The organism is Pseudomonas sp. 22526 (assembly GCF_052044735.1).
Classification (GTDB): domain Bacteria; phylum Pseudomonadota; class Gammaproteobacteria; order Pseudomonadales; family Pseudomonadaceae; genus Aquipseudomonas; species Aquipseudomonas piscium.
Genome location: NZ_JBQENK010000016.1, coordinates 100,599 through 117,421, shown reverse-complemented (window position 1 = coordinate 117,421; position 16,823 = coordinate 100,599). Strand labels below are relative to the sequence as shown.

At 60.3% G+C, this 16,823-nt stretch carries 17 protein-coding genes; 5 read left to right on the top strand and 12 right to left on the bottom strand.

The window, feature by feature from the left end; translation table 11 throughout:
- Nucleotides 1–93 precede the first annotated feature (93 nt).
- Nucleotides 94–693, top strand: coding sequence for an NAD(P)H:quinone oxidoreductase (gene wrbA, locus ACTJKT_RS22900; protein ID WP_038582938.1), 600 nt, complete (start codon nt 94–96; stop codon nt 691–693).
- Between the two features lie 360 nt (nt 694–1,053).
- On the opposite strand, the gene ACTJKT_RS22895 is transcribed toward wrbA, so the two are convergent.
- Complete coding sequence (locus ACTJKT_RS22895) at nt 1,054–1,482, bottom strand: hypothetical protein (RefSeq protein ID WP_440788686.1); 429 nt, start codon at nt 1,480–1,482, stop codon at nt 1,054–1,056.
- Between the two features lie 432 nt (nt 1,483–1,914).
- Here ACTJKT_RS22895 and ACTJKT_RS22890 point away from each other — a divergent pair, with 432 nt between their 5' ends.
- Entirely contained in the window at nt 1,915–2,469 is a 555-nt protein-coding gene (locus ACTJKT_RS22890) for a hypothetical protein (protein WP_063427811.1), read from the top strand.
- 30 nt (nt 2,470–2,499) lie between these two features.
- On the opposite strand, the gene ACTJKT_RS22885 is transcribed toward ACTJKT_RS22890, so the two are convergent.
- From ACTJKT_RS22885 to ACTJKT_RS22865, 5 genes are read right to left on the bottom strand one after another with little or no spacing between them, the layout of a single operon-like run.
- Nucleotides 2,500–2,817 (bottom strand): cytochrome C oxidase subunit IV family protein, encoded by a 318-nt coding sequence (locus ACTJKT_RS22885; protein ID WP_025808376.1) that lies wholly within the window; start codon nt 2,815–2,817, stop codon nt 2,500–2,502.
- Nucleotides 2,818–2,838: 21 nt separating this feature from the next.
- Nucleotides 2,839–3,549: a heme-copper oxidase subunit III family protein gene (locus tag ACTJKT_RS22880; RefSeq protein ID WP_440788685.1), complete on the bottom strand. Its 711-nt coding sequence runs from the start codon at nt 3,547–3,549 to the stop codon at nt 2,839–2,841.
- 4 nt (nt 3,550–3,553) lie between these two features.
- Entirely contained in the window at nt 3,554–4,231 is a 678-nt protein-coding gene (locus tag ACTJKT_RS22875; protein ID WP_440788684.1) for a cytochrome c oxidase subunit 3, read from the bottom strand.
- Complete coding sequence (locus ACTJKT_RS22870; RefSeq protein ID WP_440788683.1) at nt 4,228–6,003, bottom strand: cbb3-type cytochrome c oxidase subunit I; 1,776 nt, start codon at nt 6,001–6,003, stop codon at nt 4,228–4,230. The genes ACTJKT_RS22875 and ACTJKT_RS22870 overlap by 4 nt, the downstream gene beginning before the upstream one ends.
- A gap of 40 nt (nt 6,004–6,043) precedes the next feature.
- On the bottom strand, nt 6,044–7,510 hold the full coding sequence (locus tag ACTJKT_RS22865; RefSeq protein WP_440788708.1) for a cytochrome c oxidase subunit II: 1,467 nt from the start codon (nt 7,508–7,510) through the stop codon (nt 6,044–6,046).
- A gap of 308 nt (nt 7,511–7,818) precedes the next feature.
- Here ACTJKT_RS22865 and ACTJKT_RS22860 point away from each other — a divergent pair, with 308 nt between their 5' ends.
- Both ACTJKT_RS22860 and ACTJKT_RS22855 read left to right on the top strand, forming a co-directional pair.
- A complete protein-coding gene (locus ACTJKT_RS22860) occupies nt 7,819–8,214 on the top strand; it encodes a c-type cytochrome (RefSeq protein ID WP_440788682.1) in 396 nt (131 codons plus the stop codon).
- A 206-nt stretch (nt 8,215–8,420) separates the two neighbouring features.
- Nucleotides 8,421–8,684, top strand: coding sequence for a DUF3077 domain-containing protein (locus ACTJKT_RS22855; RefSeq protein ID WP_440788681.1), 264 nt, complete (start codon nt 8,421–8,423; stop codon nt 8,682–8,684).
- 195 nt (nt 8,685–8,879) lie between these two features.
- Here ACTJKT_RS22855 and ACTJKT_RS22850 read toward each other — a convergent pair whose 3' ends face one another.
- From ACTJKT_RS22850 to ACTJKT_RS22840, 3 genes are all read right to left on the bottom strand, one after another.
- On the bottom strand, nt 8,880–10,184 hold the full coding sequence (locus ACTJKT_RS22850) for an OprD family porin (protein ID WP_102678141.1): 1,305 nt from the start codon (nt 10,182–10,184) through the stop codon (nt 8,880–8,882).
- 236 nt (nt 10,185–10,420) lie between these two features.
- Nucleotides 10,421–10,816: a nuclear transport factor 2 family protein gene (locus ACTJKT_RS22845; RefSeq protein WP_440788680.1), complete on the bottom strand. Its 396-nt coding sequence runs from the start codon at nt 10,814–10,816 to the stop codon at nt 10,421–10,423.
- Between the two features lie 27 nt (nt 10,817–10,843).
- Nucleotides 10,844–11,539 carry a DsbA family protein gene (locus ACTJKT_RS22840; protein ID WP_440788679.1) on the bottom strand — a complete coding sequence of 232 codons (696 nt, stop codon included), beginning with the start codon at nt 11,537–11,539 and terminating at the stop codon, nt 10,844–10,846.
- A gap of 256 nt (nt 11,540–11,795) precedes the next feature.
- Here ACTJKT_RS22840 and ACTJKT_RS22835 point away from each other — a divergent pair, with 256 nt between their 5' ends.
- Nucleotides 11,796–13,889 (top strand): TonB-dependent receptor, encoded by a 2,094-nt coding sequence (locus ACTJKT_RS22835; protein WP_440788678.1) that lies wholly within the window; start codon nt 11,796–11,798, stop codon nt 13,887–13,889.
- A 238-nt stretch (nt 13,890–14,127) separates the two neighbouring features.
- On the opposite strand, the gene ACTJKT_RS22830 is transcribed toward ACTJKT_RS22835, so the two are convergent.
- From ACTJKT_RS22830 to aguB, 3 genes are all read right to left on the bottom strand, one after another.
- Nucleotides 14,128–14,328, bottom strand: coding sequence for a hypothetical protein (locus tag ACTJKT_RS22830; protein ID WP_025808394.1), 201 nt, complete (start codon nt 14,326–14,328; stop codon nt 14,128–14,130).
- Nucleotides 14,329–14,574: 246 nt separating this feature from the next.
- Nucleotides 14,575–15,684, bottom strand: coding sequence for an agmatine deiminase (gene aguA, locus ACTJKT_RS22825; RefSeq protein ID WP_106696271.1), 1,110 nt, complete (start codon nt 15,682–15,684; stop codon nt 14,575–14,577).
- A gap of 4 nt (nt 15,685–15,688) precedes the next feature.
- The gene (aguB, locus tag ACTJKT_RS22820) at nt 15,689–16,567 is read right to left on the bottom strand and encodes an N-carbamoylputrescine amidase (protein WP_440788677.1); all 879 of its coding nucleotides are present in this window, start codon (nt 16,565–16,567) and stop codon (nt 15,689–15,691) included.
- Nucleotides 16,568–16,823: the final 256 nt, after the last annotated feature.

Sequence of the window (16,823 nt, the reverse complement as noted above, 5' to 3'; positions counted from 1 at the left end):
ATGCAGGGTGAAACGGTGGGATGGATAACTAATCTGATCGCCTATTTAACAGGCAGTCAGTCAGCTCAAAACACACCTCAAGAGGAAGTACGCATGGCTAAGGTATTGGTTCTTTATCATTCGATGTACGGTCATATCGAAACAATGGCCCAGAGCGTGTCGGAAGGTGCCCGGAGCGTTCCCGGGGTCGAGGTCACCCTCAAACGTGTACCAGAGACCATGGACCCGGAAGCCTTCAAGGCTGCCCATGGGAAAGTGGATCAGAGCGCTCCGGTTGCCACACCAGGCGAGCTGGGCGACTACGACGCAATCATCCTGGGTACTCCGACCCGCTTCGGCAATATGTCGGGCCAGATGCGCAACTTCCTCGACCAGACTGGCGGGTTGTGGGCCAAGGGCGGCCTGGTTGGCAAGCTCGCCAGCGTATTCACCTCGACGGGTACGGGTGGTGGCCAGGAGATGACCATTACCTCCACTTGGACCACCCTGGCTCACCACGGCATGATCATTGTGCCCATCGGCTATAGCTCGCCAGCCTTGTTCGATACTTCCAGTGTCGGCGGTGGCACGCCTTATGGCGCATCCACCATTGCCGGTGGTGACGGCTCTCGTCAGCCTGATGCTCGTGAATTGGACATCGCTCGTCACCAGGGCCAGTACGTGGCACAACTGGCGGTCAAACTGAGCAAGTAACAAATCGCCAGGTGTACGCAGAGGCAGACACTGCATAAGCAGTGTCTGGATTCGACTCCCGGTGCGGCACCCTACAAAACAAAGCCCTCGCAACGATGCGAGGGCTTTGTTGTTTCTACCAGACGTACATTGTTCTAGCGGCTCTTGAGTTATCCACACCTGCCGCTCATACAAAACATAATCGTGGCTCCGTCGCACATCGGTCCGGCTATCCGGGAGCGGGCAACTGATCTTGCAATACGAGTAAGCCGGCATCCATTTTGATCCACGTGCCCAAATGAGGCATCGCGCTCTACCGCCAAAGCTCAATTCAAAAGAGTTACAGGGGCCGCCAGTTTTAGCTACTCCCAAACTTGCTGATCATTGCTTTGGTGGCGGGCAGTCAGCCTGTAGGAAAACCATCGAATAAGTGAAATGCCTATCGAAAGACAGGGGCGGAGTACCGGGGGCGGTCCACTCCGCATAGTTGCCTGTCATGGCGGTAGGGCTGTCCAGCTTACCCATCGCCATGCTCGCAATAGTACCGATCTGGGAGATGGGAATACTTCCATACCAATGGACATCTTTTTCGTTCTTGAACCAGTTGCCGTTCCAATTGGGTTCGCTTGTGGAATACCAGGTGTTATCGGCTTTTAAGCAAACCGTCTGAACAGTCGCCGCCGCTCCGCCTGGAATGGTGAGCGTCGACATCCGCCATAAGCCAACAGGCGAACTATCAGCATGCGCTGCGCCAACAGCCCCAGCAGCAAGGCCAAGCGAAAGCACAAGACGGATAAAGCTTCCCTTCATAAATTCTCTCCATGGAAAAATGTTGCATTGAGTTGAACTGGATAGAATCCCAGCCAAAATAACTGTACATACATACAGTACTTCGACGCAACCCCATGCCGATGAAATTTCTCCGGAAGGCCAATCATTTGTCCCCTGCATGCACAAAAGCTCGGCAGGCTTTAAGCGCAAGGGCTGCCAGGTCTCCTACGGGCAACAAACCGCTAATACCCACTTCACCAGGCCAAATCGAACAGAAGGACTCCCCCCCTCGGATTGCCCTATGTGCCCGTAGCCCCCGGCTGGCAAGGCGTTGCCAAGGTGGGTGCTATACTTTTTTAGCTAGCAACAAGCGTGCAGTGTTATCCAGAGCGACAGGAAAACGGTCTGGAGTTTCAGATAACGACTGCAGAAAAAGGGGGGCCTCTGCGACGATGAAGTAGGAGGTGACTCATGAACCGACACTTTTACATCAGCGATAATCTCGACGATCTGGAAACCGTTGAAAGCGAACTGGAAGCCAGCGGCATCAGTACCGAGCAGATTCATGTGCTCAGCGACCGGGATGCGGACGTGGAACAGCATCACCTGCATGATGTGAACTCACTCATGAAGCAGGATGTCGTTCACTCTGGCGAGATTGGCGCGGTCATTGGCATACCGCTCGCGGCATTGGTACTGCTCGGTGCCTATCTGGCAGGTTGGACCGAGTCCGCGGCAGGCTGGGTGCCGTTCATCTTTCTGGCGATCGTGATCCTGGGCTTCTGTATCTGGGAAGGCGGCTTCTTCGGTATCCAGGTACCCAATGCCCACTTCAGCAATTTGAAAAAGACGCTAAGAGACGGCGAGCACATCTTCTTCGTGGATGTAGAACCCGCTCAGGAAACAGTCCTGGATCGGGTCATCAGCCATCACCCACAGCTACAGCTCGCCGGAACCGGCGCAGCAGCTCCTCACTGGGTAGTGGCCTGGCTGCAGAAATGGCATCAGTTCAAGCGCACGATATAGCGGCGCTTGAATGCCGGAGGCGGAAGCCGGTCATTGCCCGAGGAAAATCCCCCGGGTGGAAAACACGTAGTCCGCCTCGGCTGCCATCAGGCCAACCAGCACCAGCAAGCACAATGGCGGGACGAGTATGGCGTAGACCATCGCCAGGCGTTCCCAGGCCATGTGCATGAAGATGGAAACGATCAGGCCAGCCTTCAACAACATGAGCACCAGGATCATCGACCACCTGAAGTAGCCCTGGAAGTGAAAGTAGTCAACCAAGTAGGACAGGGTACTGAGTACGAACAACAGTCCCCAGATCTTCAGGTACAAGCTCACTGGATGCTGTTGACCTTGTGCATGTGCCATCGCCGGTACTCCTCTGCGGGCTCACCATAAGTAGAAGAAAGCGAAGATAAATACCCACACCAGGTCCACGAAGTGCCAGTACAAGCCGGCTATCTCGACGATCTGATAGTTGCCGGAGCGCTCGTAGTCACCGCGCAATACCTTGAAGGCGACGATGCACAGGTAAATGACGCCGACCGATACATGCAGCCCGTGGAAACCGGTAATCATGAAAAAGCTGGCACCGAATTGCGCGGCGCCCATGGGGTTCGACCAGGGGCGTACGCCTTCGGCGATGAGCTTGCTCCACTCGAACGCCTGCATGCTGACAAAGGTCGCCCCGAAGGCTGCGGTAGCCAGCATCAGGGCCGCGCATTTGCCGCGCACGCGGCGATAGGCGAAGTTCACGGCCATGGCCATGGTGCCGCTGCTGCTGATCAGCACGAAGGTCATGATGGCGATCAGGATCAAGGGGATTTCAACGCCACCGATGGTCAGGGCGAACACTTCGCTGGGGTTCGGCCAGGGAGCGGTGGCACTCATGCGCACCGACATGTAGCCGGTCAGGAAGCAGGTGAAGATGAAGGTGTCGCTGAGCAGGAAGATCCACATCATCGCCTTGCCCCAGGGCACCCGCTTGAACGCATCCTGATCCGAGGCCCAGTCGGTGGCGATGCTCTTCCATCCCGCTACCAGCGTATCGGCTGGGGGCGGGACGGGATCTTCCGGAGGGGTTGCTGAGGGCAATGCCATGGCTTCACCTCAGGCCGCAGAATGCGGCGATGGCTTGATAGGTTTCCGGCGTGCTGGTCAGCAGGGCGAAGAGGACGATCCAGAGCCCCAGCAGGTAGTGCCAGTAGATGGCGCAGAGCTCCACGCTGGGCGCCAGTTGCGACAGCGGAACCCGTCGCAGGAACCTGGCACCGACGCTGCCCCAGGCCGCCAGGCCTCCCAGCAGGTGCAGCCCGTGCACGCCGGTCAGCAGATAGAAAAAGCTGTTGGCTGGATTAGCGGAGACGAAATAGCCCCAGTCGACGAACTGCTTCCAGACCCAGAGTTGCCCCCCCAGGAAGGCAATCGCAAAGACCCCGCCCAGGGTGAAGCCGAGGGTGGCCCCGTTCAACGCGCCCCGCCGAGCGGCCATCCGTGCCCACTGCAGGCTGATACTGCCTAGCACCAGCAGGAGCGTGTTCAACCAGAGTTGCCGTGCGCTGGCCAACGGCGCCAAAGGCTCGGTCAGAGGCTGCCAGTCGGCCATTTGCGAACGCGCGATAAAGGCCAGCAGGAACAGCAGGAACAGCGAGGTCACCACCCCCAGAAACACGCGCAGGCCCACTTTCGCGGCTTTCGCCCTATCGAAGCCTTCCGCTGGGGGCTGGCTCCAACTGCCTCCGGCGCCGGCGCTTTCGGTGTTTTTCAGTAGCGGCCCGTTCATGGTCTTTCGCCCGCGATCCTGGCTTCTGCGTCGCGCTGCCTCATCTGCTCCAACTCCTCGGCGGAGACTGTCTGTGGCACGAAGTCCTGCTCTATCCCGGGCACGCTGTAGTCATAGGCCCAACGGTGCACCACCGGCAGCTCCGCGCCCCAGTTGCCATGGACTGGCGGAGTGTCCGGCGTCTGCCATTCCAGGCTGGCCGCGCCCCATGGGTTCGGGCCTGCCGGCTTGCCTTTGAAGGCGCTCCAGACCAGGTTGAAGAGGAACAGCAGCTGGAATACGCCGACCGTCAGCGCGACAACGGTGATGAACGCATTCAGTTGCTGCGCCGATTGCGGGATGAAGTCGTAGTTCTGCCAGGCGTAATAGCGCCGAGGCATGCCCAGCAGCCCCAGGTAGTGCATGGGGAAGTAGATGCAGTAGGTACCCAGGAAGGTTATCCAGAAATGCAGCTTGCCCAGGGTGTCGTTCAGCAGGCGCCCGGTGATCTTCGGAAACCAGTGATAGATGGCGCCAAATACCACCAGGATCGGCGCGACCCCCATAACCATATGGAAGTGGGCCACCACAAAGTAGGTGTCCGACAGCGGGATATCCACAATCACGTTGCCGAGAAACAAGCCGGTGAGACCGCCGACCAGGAAGGTGACGATAAAGGCCAGGGCGAACAGCATCGGCACCGTCAGGTGAATGTCGCCATGCCACAGGGTCAGCACCCAGTTGTAGACTTTCAGCGCGGTCGGCACGGCGATGATCAAGGTGGTGGCGGCGAAAAAAAAGCCGAAGTACGGGTTCATCCCGCTGACGTACATGTGGTGCGCCCAGACCACGAAGCTCAACACGCCGATGGCGACGATGGCCCACACCATCATGCGATAACCGAAGATGTTCTTACGCGCATGGGTGCTGATCAGGTCGGAGACCAGGCCGAACGCCGGGAGGGCGACGATGTAGACCTCCGGATGGCCGAAGAACCAGAACAGATGCTGGAACAGTATCGGGCTGCCGCCCTGATGCGCGAGCTGCTGCCCCATGGAGACCACCGCCGGCATGAAGAAGCTCGTGCCCAGCAGCTTGTCGAACAGCATCATCACGGCGCTGACGAACAAGGCCGGAAAGGCCAGCAGGGCCAGGATCGAGGCCATGAAGATGCCCCAGACGGACAGCGGCATGCGAAACAGGGTCATGCCGCGAGTGCGTGCCTGCAGCACCGTGGTCACGTAGTTCAGCCCGCCCATGGTGGCGGCGACGATGAAGATCGCCAGCGACACCAGCATCAACACGATGCCCCATTCGGTACCCGGGGTGCCCCGTGTGATCGATTGCGGCGGATAGAGTGTCCAGCCCGCCCCGGTGGGCCCGCCCGGGACGAAGAAGCTGGAAAGCAGCACCAGGACCGAGAGCAGGTAGAACCAGAAGCTCAGCATGTTGACGTAGGGGAAGACCATGTCCCGGGCGCCAACCATCAGCGGAATCAGATAGTTGCCGAAACCGCCCAGGAACAGGGCCGTCAGCAGGTAGATGACCATGATCATGCCGTGCATGGTCATAGCCTGGTAATAGGTGCTGGCGTCCATGAACTCGAGGCTGCCGGGAAAGCCGATCTGCATGCGCATCAAGCCGGACAGCACCAGGGCGACGAGCCCCACGGATATGGCCGTCAGGGAATATTGGATGGCGATGACCTTGTGGTCCTGGCTCCAGATATAGCGCGTGAAGAAGCTCTTCGGTTCGTGAAGAACTTCTGTTTCTGCGTGCTCGACATAAGCCATCAGGTCATCCTCCGGTAAGTTTCGGAGCATTTCCGGCTATCTACGGCGACTTGCCCGATTCCACCTTGCCGGCATCAGCGTCGACAGCAGCTTTCGACTTGATGAAGGCGATCAGAGCGTCCAGTTCCTTGTCATTGGGGGTAAAGGTCGGCATCACTGCGGCATAACCCTTGACGATCGCAGCGCCAGGCTGGCGCACGGAATCCTTCAGGTAGCCCTCATCGACCTTGATCTGAGAACCATCGGCCAGGGTTTCCGTCTTGCCGTACAAACCCTGCCAGCTCGGGCCGATACCCTGGCTGCCATCGACACTGTGGCAGGCCAGGCAACCCAGCGATTCGGCCAGCCGCTGTCCCTGCGCCGCCAACTCATCCTGTGCGCTAGCAGGGCCTTGCTCGTTCTGCCCCGCGGCACTCAGCGACTTGATGAAGGCCACCACGGCGGCCAGGTCATCCTGGGTGAAAGTATAGGCCACCATGACCGGCGGAAAGCCCTGGGCCAGCCTGGCCTGCGGCTCGAGAATCGATTCCTTGAGGTAAGCCTCGTCGACCTGGACGCTGCTGCCATCGGCCAGTTGTTCCGCGCGGCCGTACAGGTCCTTCCAGCCCGGGCCCAGGCTGGCGCTGCCGTCCTGGCTATGGCAGGCGCGGCAGCCATGGTTTTCCACCAACTGGCGGCCTTTTTCCAGCAGGCTGTCCCGGCTCGGCGTGGCGACGCTGGTCAGCGTCTGGGCAAAGGTCGGCTGGCTGGCGAACCATTGGTCGAAAGCGCCCTGCTCCTCGACGATCAGATGGCCGCGCATGTTGTAGTGGCCCAGGCCACAGTACTCCGCGCAAAGCACTTCAAACTTGCCGAGCCGGGTCGGGGTGAACCAGAAGTGGGACACCATGCCCGGCACCATATCCATCTTCGCGCGCATCTGCGGAACATAAAAATCGTGCAAGACATCCTTTGCCCGCAGCAGGACTTTTACCGGCCGATCGATGGGCAGGCGCACTTCATTGTTCATGACCAGCACATCGTCCTGCCCCGCAGGGTCGTTGCGATCAAGACCGAAGGGGTTGCCGGGATCGATCCATTTGACATCCGCCTTGCCGAGCTTTCCGTCCTGTCCGGGAAAGCGAAAGGCCCACTGCCACTGCTGGGCAACCACTTCGAGCTGCGTGGCCTCTTGCGGCACCTGGACGAAATCGTTGTAGACCACCAGCCCGGGCGCCAACATGCCGACGATGCCCAGCGAGGTGAGGATGACCAGCCATCCTTCCAGTTTCTTGCTTTCCGGCTGGTAGTGCGCCCGGGAACCTTCCCGGTGACGGAAGCGAATCACGGCGATGGCCATGAATACCGTGATAGCGATGAAAAAGATTCCGGTGATGACCAGGGTGATCAGCAGCGTGGTGTCTATCGACCCCCAGTTGGAAGCCGCCGGCGTCATCTGCCAGGGAGCAAGCAGGTGAAACAGCACTGAAGCGACAACGACTAGAACCAAGATGATTGCTATCGCCATTTTCTCGTCATCCCGTGCCGGTTGTTCTGTGGCCATGCAAACGCAACGTCGCCCAACCGCAGCGTCACACCGATGCTTAACCCTCCTCCCAAGCCTGCTGGAACATTGCCTCTATCCCCGGGGCAAATCTTTTGAAAAGTATAGTGCGCCCCAACGGACGTGCGGCGCCGGGTCCCTACGCGACACAGGGCCAGGGAGCTGTGGTACCACCCCGTCCCTTTCCCCTGATGACCATCCCCAACACCCGCCAACCATGCTCAAATAGCCCCCCGCTTTTGCCACAAGCCACACCCGATCCGGAGCCGAACATGAAAAGAACCGCCGCCCTGACCTTGGCCCTGATGCTCAGCCTGCTATCGCTCCACGCCCAGGCAGAAGCGGTGGGCGATGCCGAGGCCGGTGGCAAGCTGTTCAAGCGCATCTGCGGTGGCTGCCACAATATCGGGCCTTCGGTGCGCAGTTCCTTTGGGCCGCAACTGAATGGCATTTTCGGGCGCACGGCGGGGAGCGTGGCGGACTATCACTACTCCGACGCGATGAAGTCATCCGGCATCATCTGGACCCGCGACAAACTGGTGGCCTACCTCGAAGATCCAAAAGCAGTGGTGCCCGGTACGCGGATGATCTTCTGGGGGCTGAGCGATCAGGAGAAGATCGATAATCTGCTGGCTTATCTGCAGAGCTTTCAGGCGCAACAGCCCTGAGTGACCTGACAAATCAAAGCGGACAACAAGCGTCCTAAACCTGCGAATTGTCACTTTGCTTTGCCCGCTGTTGTCGCACCCAAATCCTTCACGCTAACCTCCCTCTCGTCGTTGCCCATTCAGCGACCGGGTGTGAGAACTCGAACCAGTCAAGGCGCACGAGCGCCACAAAAAAGTGGCGGCTTCCCATCTCAAGGAGCCAGACCATGTACGCAAGCAATCCACAGGACCTAAAAACCCCCGGCCTCACCCCCTGCCCCCACCACTCAGGCGAACCCCTGTTTCACTTCAGCAGCGGCATTCCGATCCGCGAGGCCCTGTCCCATGCCTCGGACCTGCTGCATATCGCCAAGCGGTTGGCCGAAGACGCGGCCATGGAGCGCAGCACCGACCGCCATGCCTGGGCATCGCATTACTTGCAGGCGATGAGCAAGGCGCTGATCGATGATGTGGTGAGGGTGTTGGAGTAACCGGGCGATAGGGCGGCGGATTTACCACAGCCCCTAAAAGCACGGCTGCTTCGCAGCCGATCGCAGCCTGCGGCAGCGGCTACAGGGATTTTTGTTGCTCTTGGGGTTTGAGTTCGCTGCGCCCACAAAAAAGCCCCGAGCCAGTCGGGGCTTTTTCTATTGCCGGCCTTGCATCAGGCCGCGATCAGACGTGCATCAGAACACGTTGATCGGGTAGTCGACGAACACACGCAGTTCGTTACCGCTGTCGTTGTAGCCGCTGGATTTCTGCGACACGCGCAGGATCGAGCTACGCACCTTGACGCTCAGGTCCTTGGCCGGGCCGCTCTGGACCACGTACTTGAACTGGTTGAAGATTTCGCGCTCGGTGCCGCCAGTGGTGGTGTGGCCCTCGCTGTTGGTGGAGGTGATGTTGTCACCACGCACGTAAGCCAGGTTGTAGGTCAGGCCCGGTACGCCGAAGGCGCCGAAGTCCAGACCGTAGCCCAGCTGCCAGCTGCGTTCGTCTTCAGCGTTGAAGTCGGACCAGTAGGAGTTGGCCAGGTAGATGGTATTGCCACCGTCACCCACGCGGCGCTGCTCTTTCTGGTAGCCGCCGTAGGCGTAGCCCAGGTTGCTGTCGCCGGTGCTGCGCTGGTGCGCCAGGGTGAAGGAGTGCGGGCCGGTGGCGTAGGTGGCCGCCAGGCTCCAGATTTTGTTGTCCTGGCCGCCTGCTTCTTTGAACTCGGCGTAGGATTTGTCCAGCTTGGTGCGGTAGCCGTTGAAGTCGAAGGTCAGGGACTGATCGGTGGCCAGCGGGAACACGTAGTTCAGGTTCACGTACTGCTTCTTCAGCACGTCTTCGACGTCGGAAGCGTACAGCGAGCCCTTGAACTGTTCGGTGAACTGGTAGCTGCCGCCCAATACGTTGATCGACTTCAGGCCACCGCTGTCACGGCCTTCGGCGCTTTTACGCGACTCGGCGGTGAAACGACCGGCGTTCAGCTCCAGGCCCTTGATCTCTTTGGAGGTGATCAGGGTACCGGTGTAGCTTTCCGGCAGCAGACGGCCATTGTCGTAGCTCAGCACCGGCAGGGCCGGCATCTGGTCACCGTAGGTCAGCACGGTGTTGGACAGGCGGAATTTGACCGCGGCGCCGGCCTTGGCCAGGTCGCCTGCCGGGCTCTTGTTGCCGCCTTCGCTTGGCTTGAAGAAGTCGATGCCCTGGCCGCCGCTGTGGCTGCCTTTGTCCAGGCGCAGGCCGTACAGGCCGAAGGCGTCGACGCCCACGCCCACGGTGCCTTGGGTGAAGCCCGACGAGAAGGTACCGATGGCCGCTTGACCCCACTCGCGCTGGTCATCGTTACCGTCTTTCTTGTCGCGATTGATGTAAGCGTTGCGCAGCAGAATTTTCAGGCTGCTGTCTTCGACAAAGCCCTTGGACTCAGCCTGGTCGTTAGCCATAACTTGAGTACTGCTCAGAATCCCCAGTGCGATCAGACCGATCCGCTTGTTCAACATTTTATTTTCCTTATTACGGGTTGATGACGCGCTGTGGTGCTCCTTGGAAACGGCGCTTAAGCGCTCTTTTTTCAGGCCAGAACAAAAAGACCCGCCCACGAAGAATCGCGGCGGGCCTTTTATTTTTTTAATGTTATGGCCGTTGGCCACAGGCGTTGGCGCGAATCCTATCTGCGCCCCGAACAATGTGTCAATTTCAAGAATCGTCTGAAAATAGGCGAAAATCGTCTAAGAACTTAACGATCCTTGATGGCCAGTTGCACGGTATGGCTGTCGACGAACTGTTCGAAGTGCGTGACCTTGCCATCCTTGAGGGTCCACAAATGGGCCACGCGGGCGTTCAGCGGTTTGCCCGTAGCTTTATAGACGCCGCTGTAATTGCCGTAGGCGAACACCTTGTCGCCCTGGGCCACATAGTTCTCGACGGTGAAGGCAAAGCCTTCCCACTCGGTGGCCAGGCGCTTGAAGACATTCTCTACCACAGCATCGAAACCGAAGTAGGTACCGGCGTAGGGAAAGCCTGCCGCTTCAGTCCAGCGCGCATCGGCGGCCAGGGCGGCGGCGGTGTTTTTCGCGTTCTCCTGGGAGTTGGCCCCTTCGTAGGTGCTTTTGATCAGTGCCAGGTTATCCATGGGTGACTCCGTCAATAAGTGGGTGGTTCAAAGGGCGCAACCGCTCAGGCCACAGGCCTGCAGACTGGGTGAAACTTCGACCGCGGGCGCACCGAAGGCCTCGCTCAGCCAGTCGGCGAACGCCTGCGGCTTGCCCAGCCAGGGGCTGATATCGATCAGCCTGAACTGGCCGTCCTGCTCCAGCACCAGGGTCGGGAAACCCTGGCCACCGACCCGGGCCAACAAGGCGCGACTGGCCTTGATGTGCTCATTCAGGCTGTTCGCCGCGGCGTACTCGAAGGCCTCTTCGAACTCGCCGCGCTCGAAGCCCAGGCCTTCGGCGAGCTCCAACAGTACGCCGACATCGGCGATGCGTCGCCCTTCGACGTAATGCGCCGTCTGCAAGCGTCCGAGCAATTCCAGGCCGCGCCCGGCGAGTGCCTGCGCCGCCAGGACCGCGGCGATCGGCGGGGCCGAATCGAAGACCGCCGAATAATCGCGCAGCAAACCGTCGAAGTAGGCCTCGCCGAACGGCTGCCCGGTGTATTCGGCAATGCGCCGGTCATGGGGCATGACGTAATCGCGCAGTTGCGGCGAAACCTGCTGGCAGTTGCGCCCGGTCATCATGCCGCCGCCATGGGTCACCACCGGCAGCACCGCTTGGGCCGCCTGTACCAGCGGCTTGGCGCCGTAGCACCAGCCGCACAAAGGATCGTAGATGTAATGAAGGGTCGCTGCCGACATGCAAAAGCTCCGGGACAAGGCCGATAAATTCGATGGCGGCAGACTATGCCTCTGACCCTGGATGAAAAACGCCGGAATGGCTTTTAGTTTGTTTCGCGAATCGGTCGAATCGGCCATGTACCCGGTCCATGACAATCAAGACACAAATTGAAACAAACCACTCCGGGAACTTTTCAGGAATAATTAACTAAAGCAAATAGCAAGCATTATCATTCGCGCCGATTGTTTCTTTCCCCCTTCTGGATGCGTTTTTTTCATGCCTGCCCCCTTCCGCCTGACGCCCCTCACCCTTGGCTTTTGCGCCTCGCTGACCGCCGGTTTCACCTGCGCCGCCCCGACCACCCTGCCGGCCACCGCCATCAGCGCAGAAGTCGATGCCGACGACCCAAGGGTCAAGGAAGTCAGCACCGCGACCCGCACCGCCACGCCGGTGCGCTACGTGCCGCAAGCCATCGACTCGGTGAAGACCAGCAACGTGCTGGACTACGGCATCAACGACCTGGGCACGGCCCTGAGCGGCATTCCCAACGTCAGCAGTGGCGCCGACACCCGCTTCGACAGCCTGCGCATTCGCGGTTTCGACGCCAGCAACGACTTCTACCTCGACGGCGTCCGGGACGACAGCCAGTACGTGCGCGACCTGCACAACATCGAGCGCATCGAGGTGCTCAAGGGCCCGGCGGCGGTGCTCTACGGCCGTGGCAGCCAGGGCGGGATCGTCAACCGGGTGAGCAAGCTGCCGCAGTTCGGCCGCCACTCCAGCGTCGAAGTCAAAGGCGGCAGCGAAGACCTGCGCAGCCTGTATGCCGACCTCAGCGCCGACCCCAGCGAGAACATCAGCCTGCGCCTGAACATGGGCAACCAGGACAACAACAGCTTCCGCGATGGCGTCAGCGGCAGTCGCCAGCTGTTCGCGCCGTCCATGAGCTGGCAGCTGACGCCGGACCTGAACTGGCTGGTGCAATACGAATACAGCCGCTACAACCGCACGCCGGACCGCGGCATCCCGGGGATCGACGGGCGCCCGGCGGACGTGAGTCGCGACACCACTTACGGCGACAAGCGCGACTACATCGACGACAAGTCCCAGTCCCTGCGCTCCAAGCTCAGCTATGAGCTGAACGACAACTGGCAACTGCGCCATACCCTGAGCCTGTTCAAGCTCAACAGCGACTTCGACAACACCTACCAGACCGGCTACGACAGCCGCACCAAGCGGGTGAACCGCCAGCGCTGGCAGCAGGACCTGAACACCCGCAACCTCTACAACAACCTCGAAGTGGAAGGCACCTTCGATACCTTCGGCCTCGAGCACCGGGTGCTGACGGGTGTCGAGCTGGGCAGCCAGCGACGCGATCCGAAGCTCTACACCGCAGCGGCGGTCAGCGCCGGTGGCCAGGCCGTGCCGTCCCTGGACCCGTTCAACCCGGATAAAAACCTGCGCCACACCGGGAAAATGGTGGCGTCCAGTTACAACCACAGCGAGGTGGAAAGCCGCGCCGTCTATGTCCAGGACCAACTGCGCCTGAACGATCAGTGGCAAGTGCTCGCCGGCCTGCGCTACGACAACTTCAACGTCGAGACCCACAACAAGCTCCTGGATCGCAAGGACGACCGCGACAGCCACAGCACCAGCCCGCGCCTGGGTGTGGTCTGGACCCCGCTGGAGAACCACTCCTTCTACGCCTCCTGGAGCAAGAGCTTCTCCCCCGTCGGCGGTGGCCTGATCGGCATCACCCCGAACGCCAACGGCAACACCAACGACCTGAGCCCCGAACGCACCCGGCAGAAGGAGATCGGGGTCAAGAGCGACTGGCTCGACGACCGCTTCAGCACCACCCTGGCGGTCTATGAGCTGGAGCTCTACAACCGTCGTAGCCGCAGCGTGGAAGACCCCAACGTGATCCTGCTGACCGGCCTGCAGCGCTCACGCGGCGTGGAGCTGACCGCGGCCGGCAAGATCGTCGGCAACTGGTCGCTACGCGGTGGCATCGGCCTGCAGGACGCGACCGTGGTCAAGAGCAATAACGGTGACGAAGGTAACCGGGTGAACAACGTGGCCAAGCGCAATGGCAGCCTGTTCGTGACCTGGAAACCGGAAATGGGCTGGTACGCCGAGACCGGCCTGACCCTGGTGGGTGATCGTTATGCCGACAACGCCAACACCGTGATGCTTCCAGGCTATGGCCGCTGGGACGCCCTGGCCGGCTTCCGGCAGAAGGACTGGGACCTGCGGGCCGCGCTGAACAACATCAGCGACCGCACTTACTACTCCTCGGCCACCAGCGCCGGGCAGATCCAGTTCGGCGATCCACGCAGCCTGGTGGTGACCGGTACCTACAGCTTTTAAGCGGATACGCGGGCATCAGCCAGACCGCGCTGTCCTTATCGCGGGCAAGCCTCGCTCCTACAGAAGCCCCCAATCCTGTAGGAGCGAAGCTTGCTCGCGATGAAGGATAACGCGATGCATCAGACAAACCCCGATGTTGCCATCACAGGCAAGCAAGGGTCGCCGATCCCCTCCGACAAAACCCGCGCAAAAAAAAGCGCTGCCATCCGGGCAGCGCCTTTACCAATCCGTTGTTTGCCTATCCTTCCAACACATCCCACAACGCTTCGAGTTCCGCCTCGCTGAACAAACCAGCTGGGTAACGATCGAGGATCATCCGGCGCGGGTCGGTTTCCCGGACCTGTCGCGTTCCATTGGACTTCAACCATCGCGCCAGAACCTGAAGCGATTCGCTATTCATTGCCAAGGGATGTGAAGTCCGCTCGCTGACCATATTCATCTCCAGCGCTCTCTCCCGGTTTGTGAGCGGCTAACTTATCCAAGGTTTATGACAGAACATCGCAGTTCCACCGGCCTCAGAGTGACCTCTCAAGAGATACAAGAGCTATGCCAAGGTCCCGTGATTGCTGGCTTTCGGATATAAAAAAACCCGCAGTCCATAAGGGCTGCGGGCTCGCCGGGCGACGCCGGATTGGATCCATGTAACAGCCTGCCAATCAGGCGTCACAGGCTGTTACAACAACACTCAAACCTTGTGCGGCGCCGGTTGCTGTTGGGTAAGGCAATGGATATTTCCGCCCCCCAGTAACAACTCGCGCCCCGGCACCATCACCACTTCGTGTTGCGGGAACAGGTTCTGCAGAATTTCCTTGGCCTGGGCATCCAGCGGGTCGTCGAAACTCGGGGCGATGATGCCGCCGTTGACGATCAGGAAATTCACATAGGAACCGGCCAGGCGCACCGACGGATTGCGCTCCTGGGTGCCGTCCACCGGGTCGACGCCCGCGCACTCTTCTTCGGTGGCGTACAGCGGCCCCGGAATCGGCATCTTGTGCACTGTGAACGGGCGACCCTTGGCATCGGTGCTGTCTTGCAGCACTTTCAGCGCCGCCTGGCAGCGCGGGTAGTTCGGGTCCTGCGGGTCGTCGGTCCAGGCCAGCAGCACTTCGCCCGGACGCACGTAGCAGCAGAAGTTATCCACATGGCCGTCGGTTTCGTCGTTGTACAGGCCATCCGGCAGCCAGATGACCTTATCCACAGCCAGGTTGGCGCTGAGCACCGCTTCGATCTCGGCGCGGTTCATGTGCGGGTTGCGATTGCGGTTGAGCAGGCACTCTTCGGTGGTGATCACCGTGCCTTCGCCGTCGACATGGATCGAGCCGCCTTCGAGCACGAAGCCCTCGGTGCGGTAACGCGGGCTGCGCTCGATCTCGAGGATCTTGCCGCCCACCTGCGAGTCACGGTTCCACGGCGAATACAGGCCGCCGTCGAAACCGCCCCAGGCGTTGAAGTCCCAGTTCACGCCACGGACTTCGCCCTTGTCGTTGATGACGAAGGTCGGGCCGGTATCCCGGACCCAGGCGTCGTCGCTGGACATCTCCACCAGGCGGATATTCGGCGCATCCAGCAGCCGCGCCCGGGCGTTTTCATACTGGCCCGCGGACACGGCCACGGTCACCGGTTCGAAGCGGGCGATGGCCTTGGCCACCGCTACGTGCGCGGCTTGCGCCGGCTTGCCGCCCAGGCGCCAGTTGTCCGGGCGCTCGGGCCAGATCATCCAGGTCTGGGTCTGCGTCGCCCACTCGGCTGGCATGTAGAAGCCGTCGGCGCGAGGGGTGCTGTGCAAAGTGGTCATGGGTTCAGGACTCCAGGGAACCGTCGAGGGTTTTGATCGCGCTGTACAGGTTCGGCCGACGGTCGCGGAACGAACCCCAGGCGCTGCGAATGTGTTCCAGCTCGTCGAGGTCGAAACTGTGGACAAGAATACCTTCTTCAGTCTCGTTCAGTTCTTCAACCTTCTCGCCGAACTGGTTGGCGATGAACGACGAGCCGTAGAAGGTGATGTCATAGCCGTCCTGCTCTTCGTTGCCGATGCGGTTGCTGGCGATCAGCGGCATCAGGTTGGCGCCGGCATGGCCTTGTTGCACGCGCTGCCAGTGGTCGCGGGACGAGATGCTCTTGTCGTGGGGTTCGCTGCCGATGGCGGTCGGGTAGAACAGGATTTCCGCGCCTTGCAGCGCCATGCTGCGGGCGCACTCGGGGAACCACTGGTCCCAGCAGATGCCCACGCCGATTTTCGCGTAGCGGGTGTTCCACACCTTGAAGCCCGTGTCGCCCGGGTTGAAGTAGTACTTTTCGTGGTAACCGGGGCCGTCCGGGATATGGCTTTTACGATAAATCCCGAGGTTGCTGCCGTCGGCGTCGATGATCGCGATGCTGTTGAAACGTGCACGCCCGGCCAGCTCGAAGAAGCTGATCGGCAGCACCACCTGCAGCTCGCGGGCGACCTTCTGGAAGTGGGCGATGGCCGCGTTGCCTTCCACCGGGGTGGCCAGCTGCAGGTAGTCCGGGTTCGGCTTCTGGCAGAAGTACGGGGTCTCGAACAGTTCCTGGATCAGGATGATCTGCGCGCCTTTGGCGGCGGCCTCGCGAACCAGCTTTTCGGCGGTCTCGATATTGGCTTCGAGGTCCCAGGAACAGGCCATCTGGGTTGCGGCGACGGTAAGGATACGGCTCATGAATCATCTCCTGGGCAGCAGCAAAGGACCGATGGTGGCATCGGCCGATGACAGAAAGGGGAAAGGCCGGACGCGGCTTGACCGGGTCCTGACTGGGAGGGATTTATAACCGATAAAAATCGACTTTAGAAGCCATAAAGATATAAATACAAAAATAAAACCCGATAAATACCGATTGTTATCGGTATTTATCGGATCGTTCTGGGGATGGGGTTGTCTGTTCTGGCGCTATCGCGAGCAAGCTCGCTCCTANGCC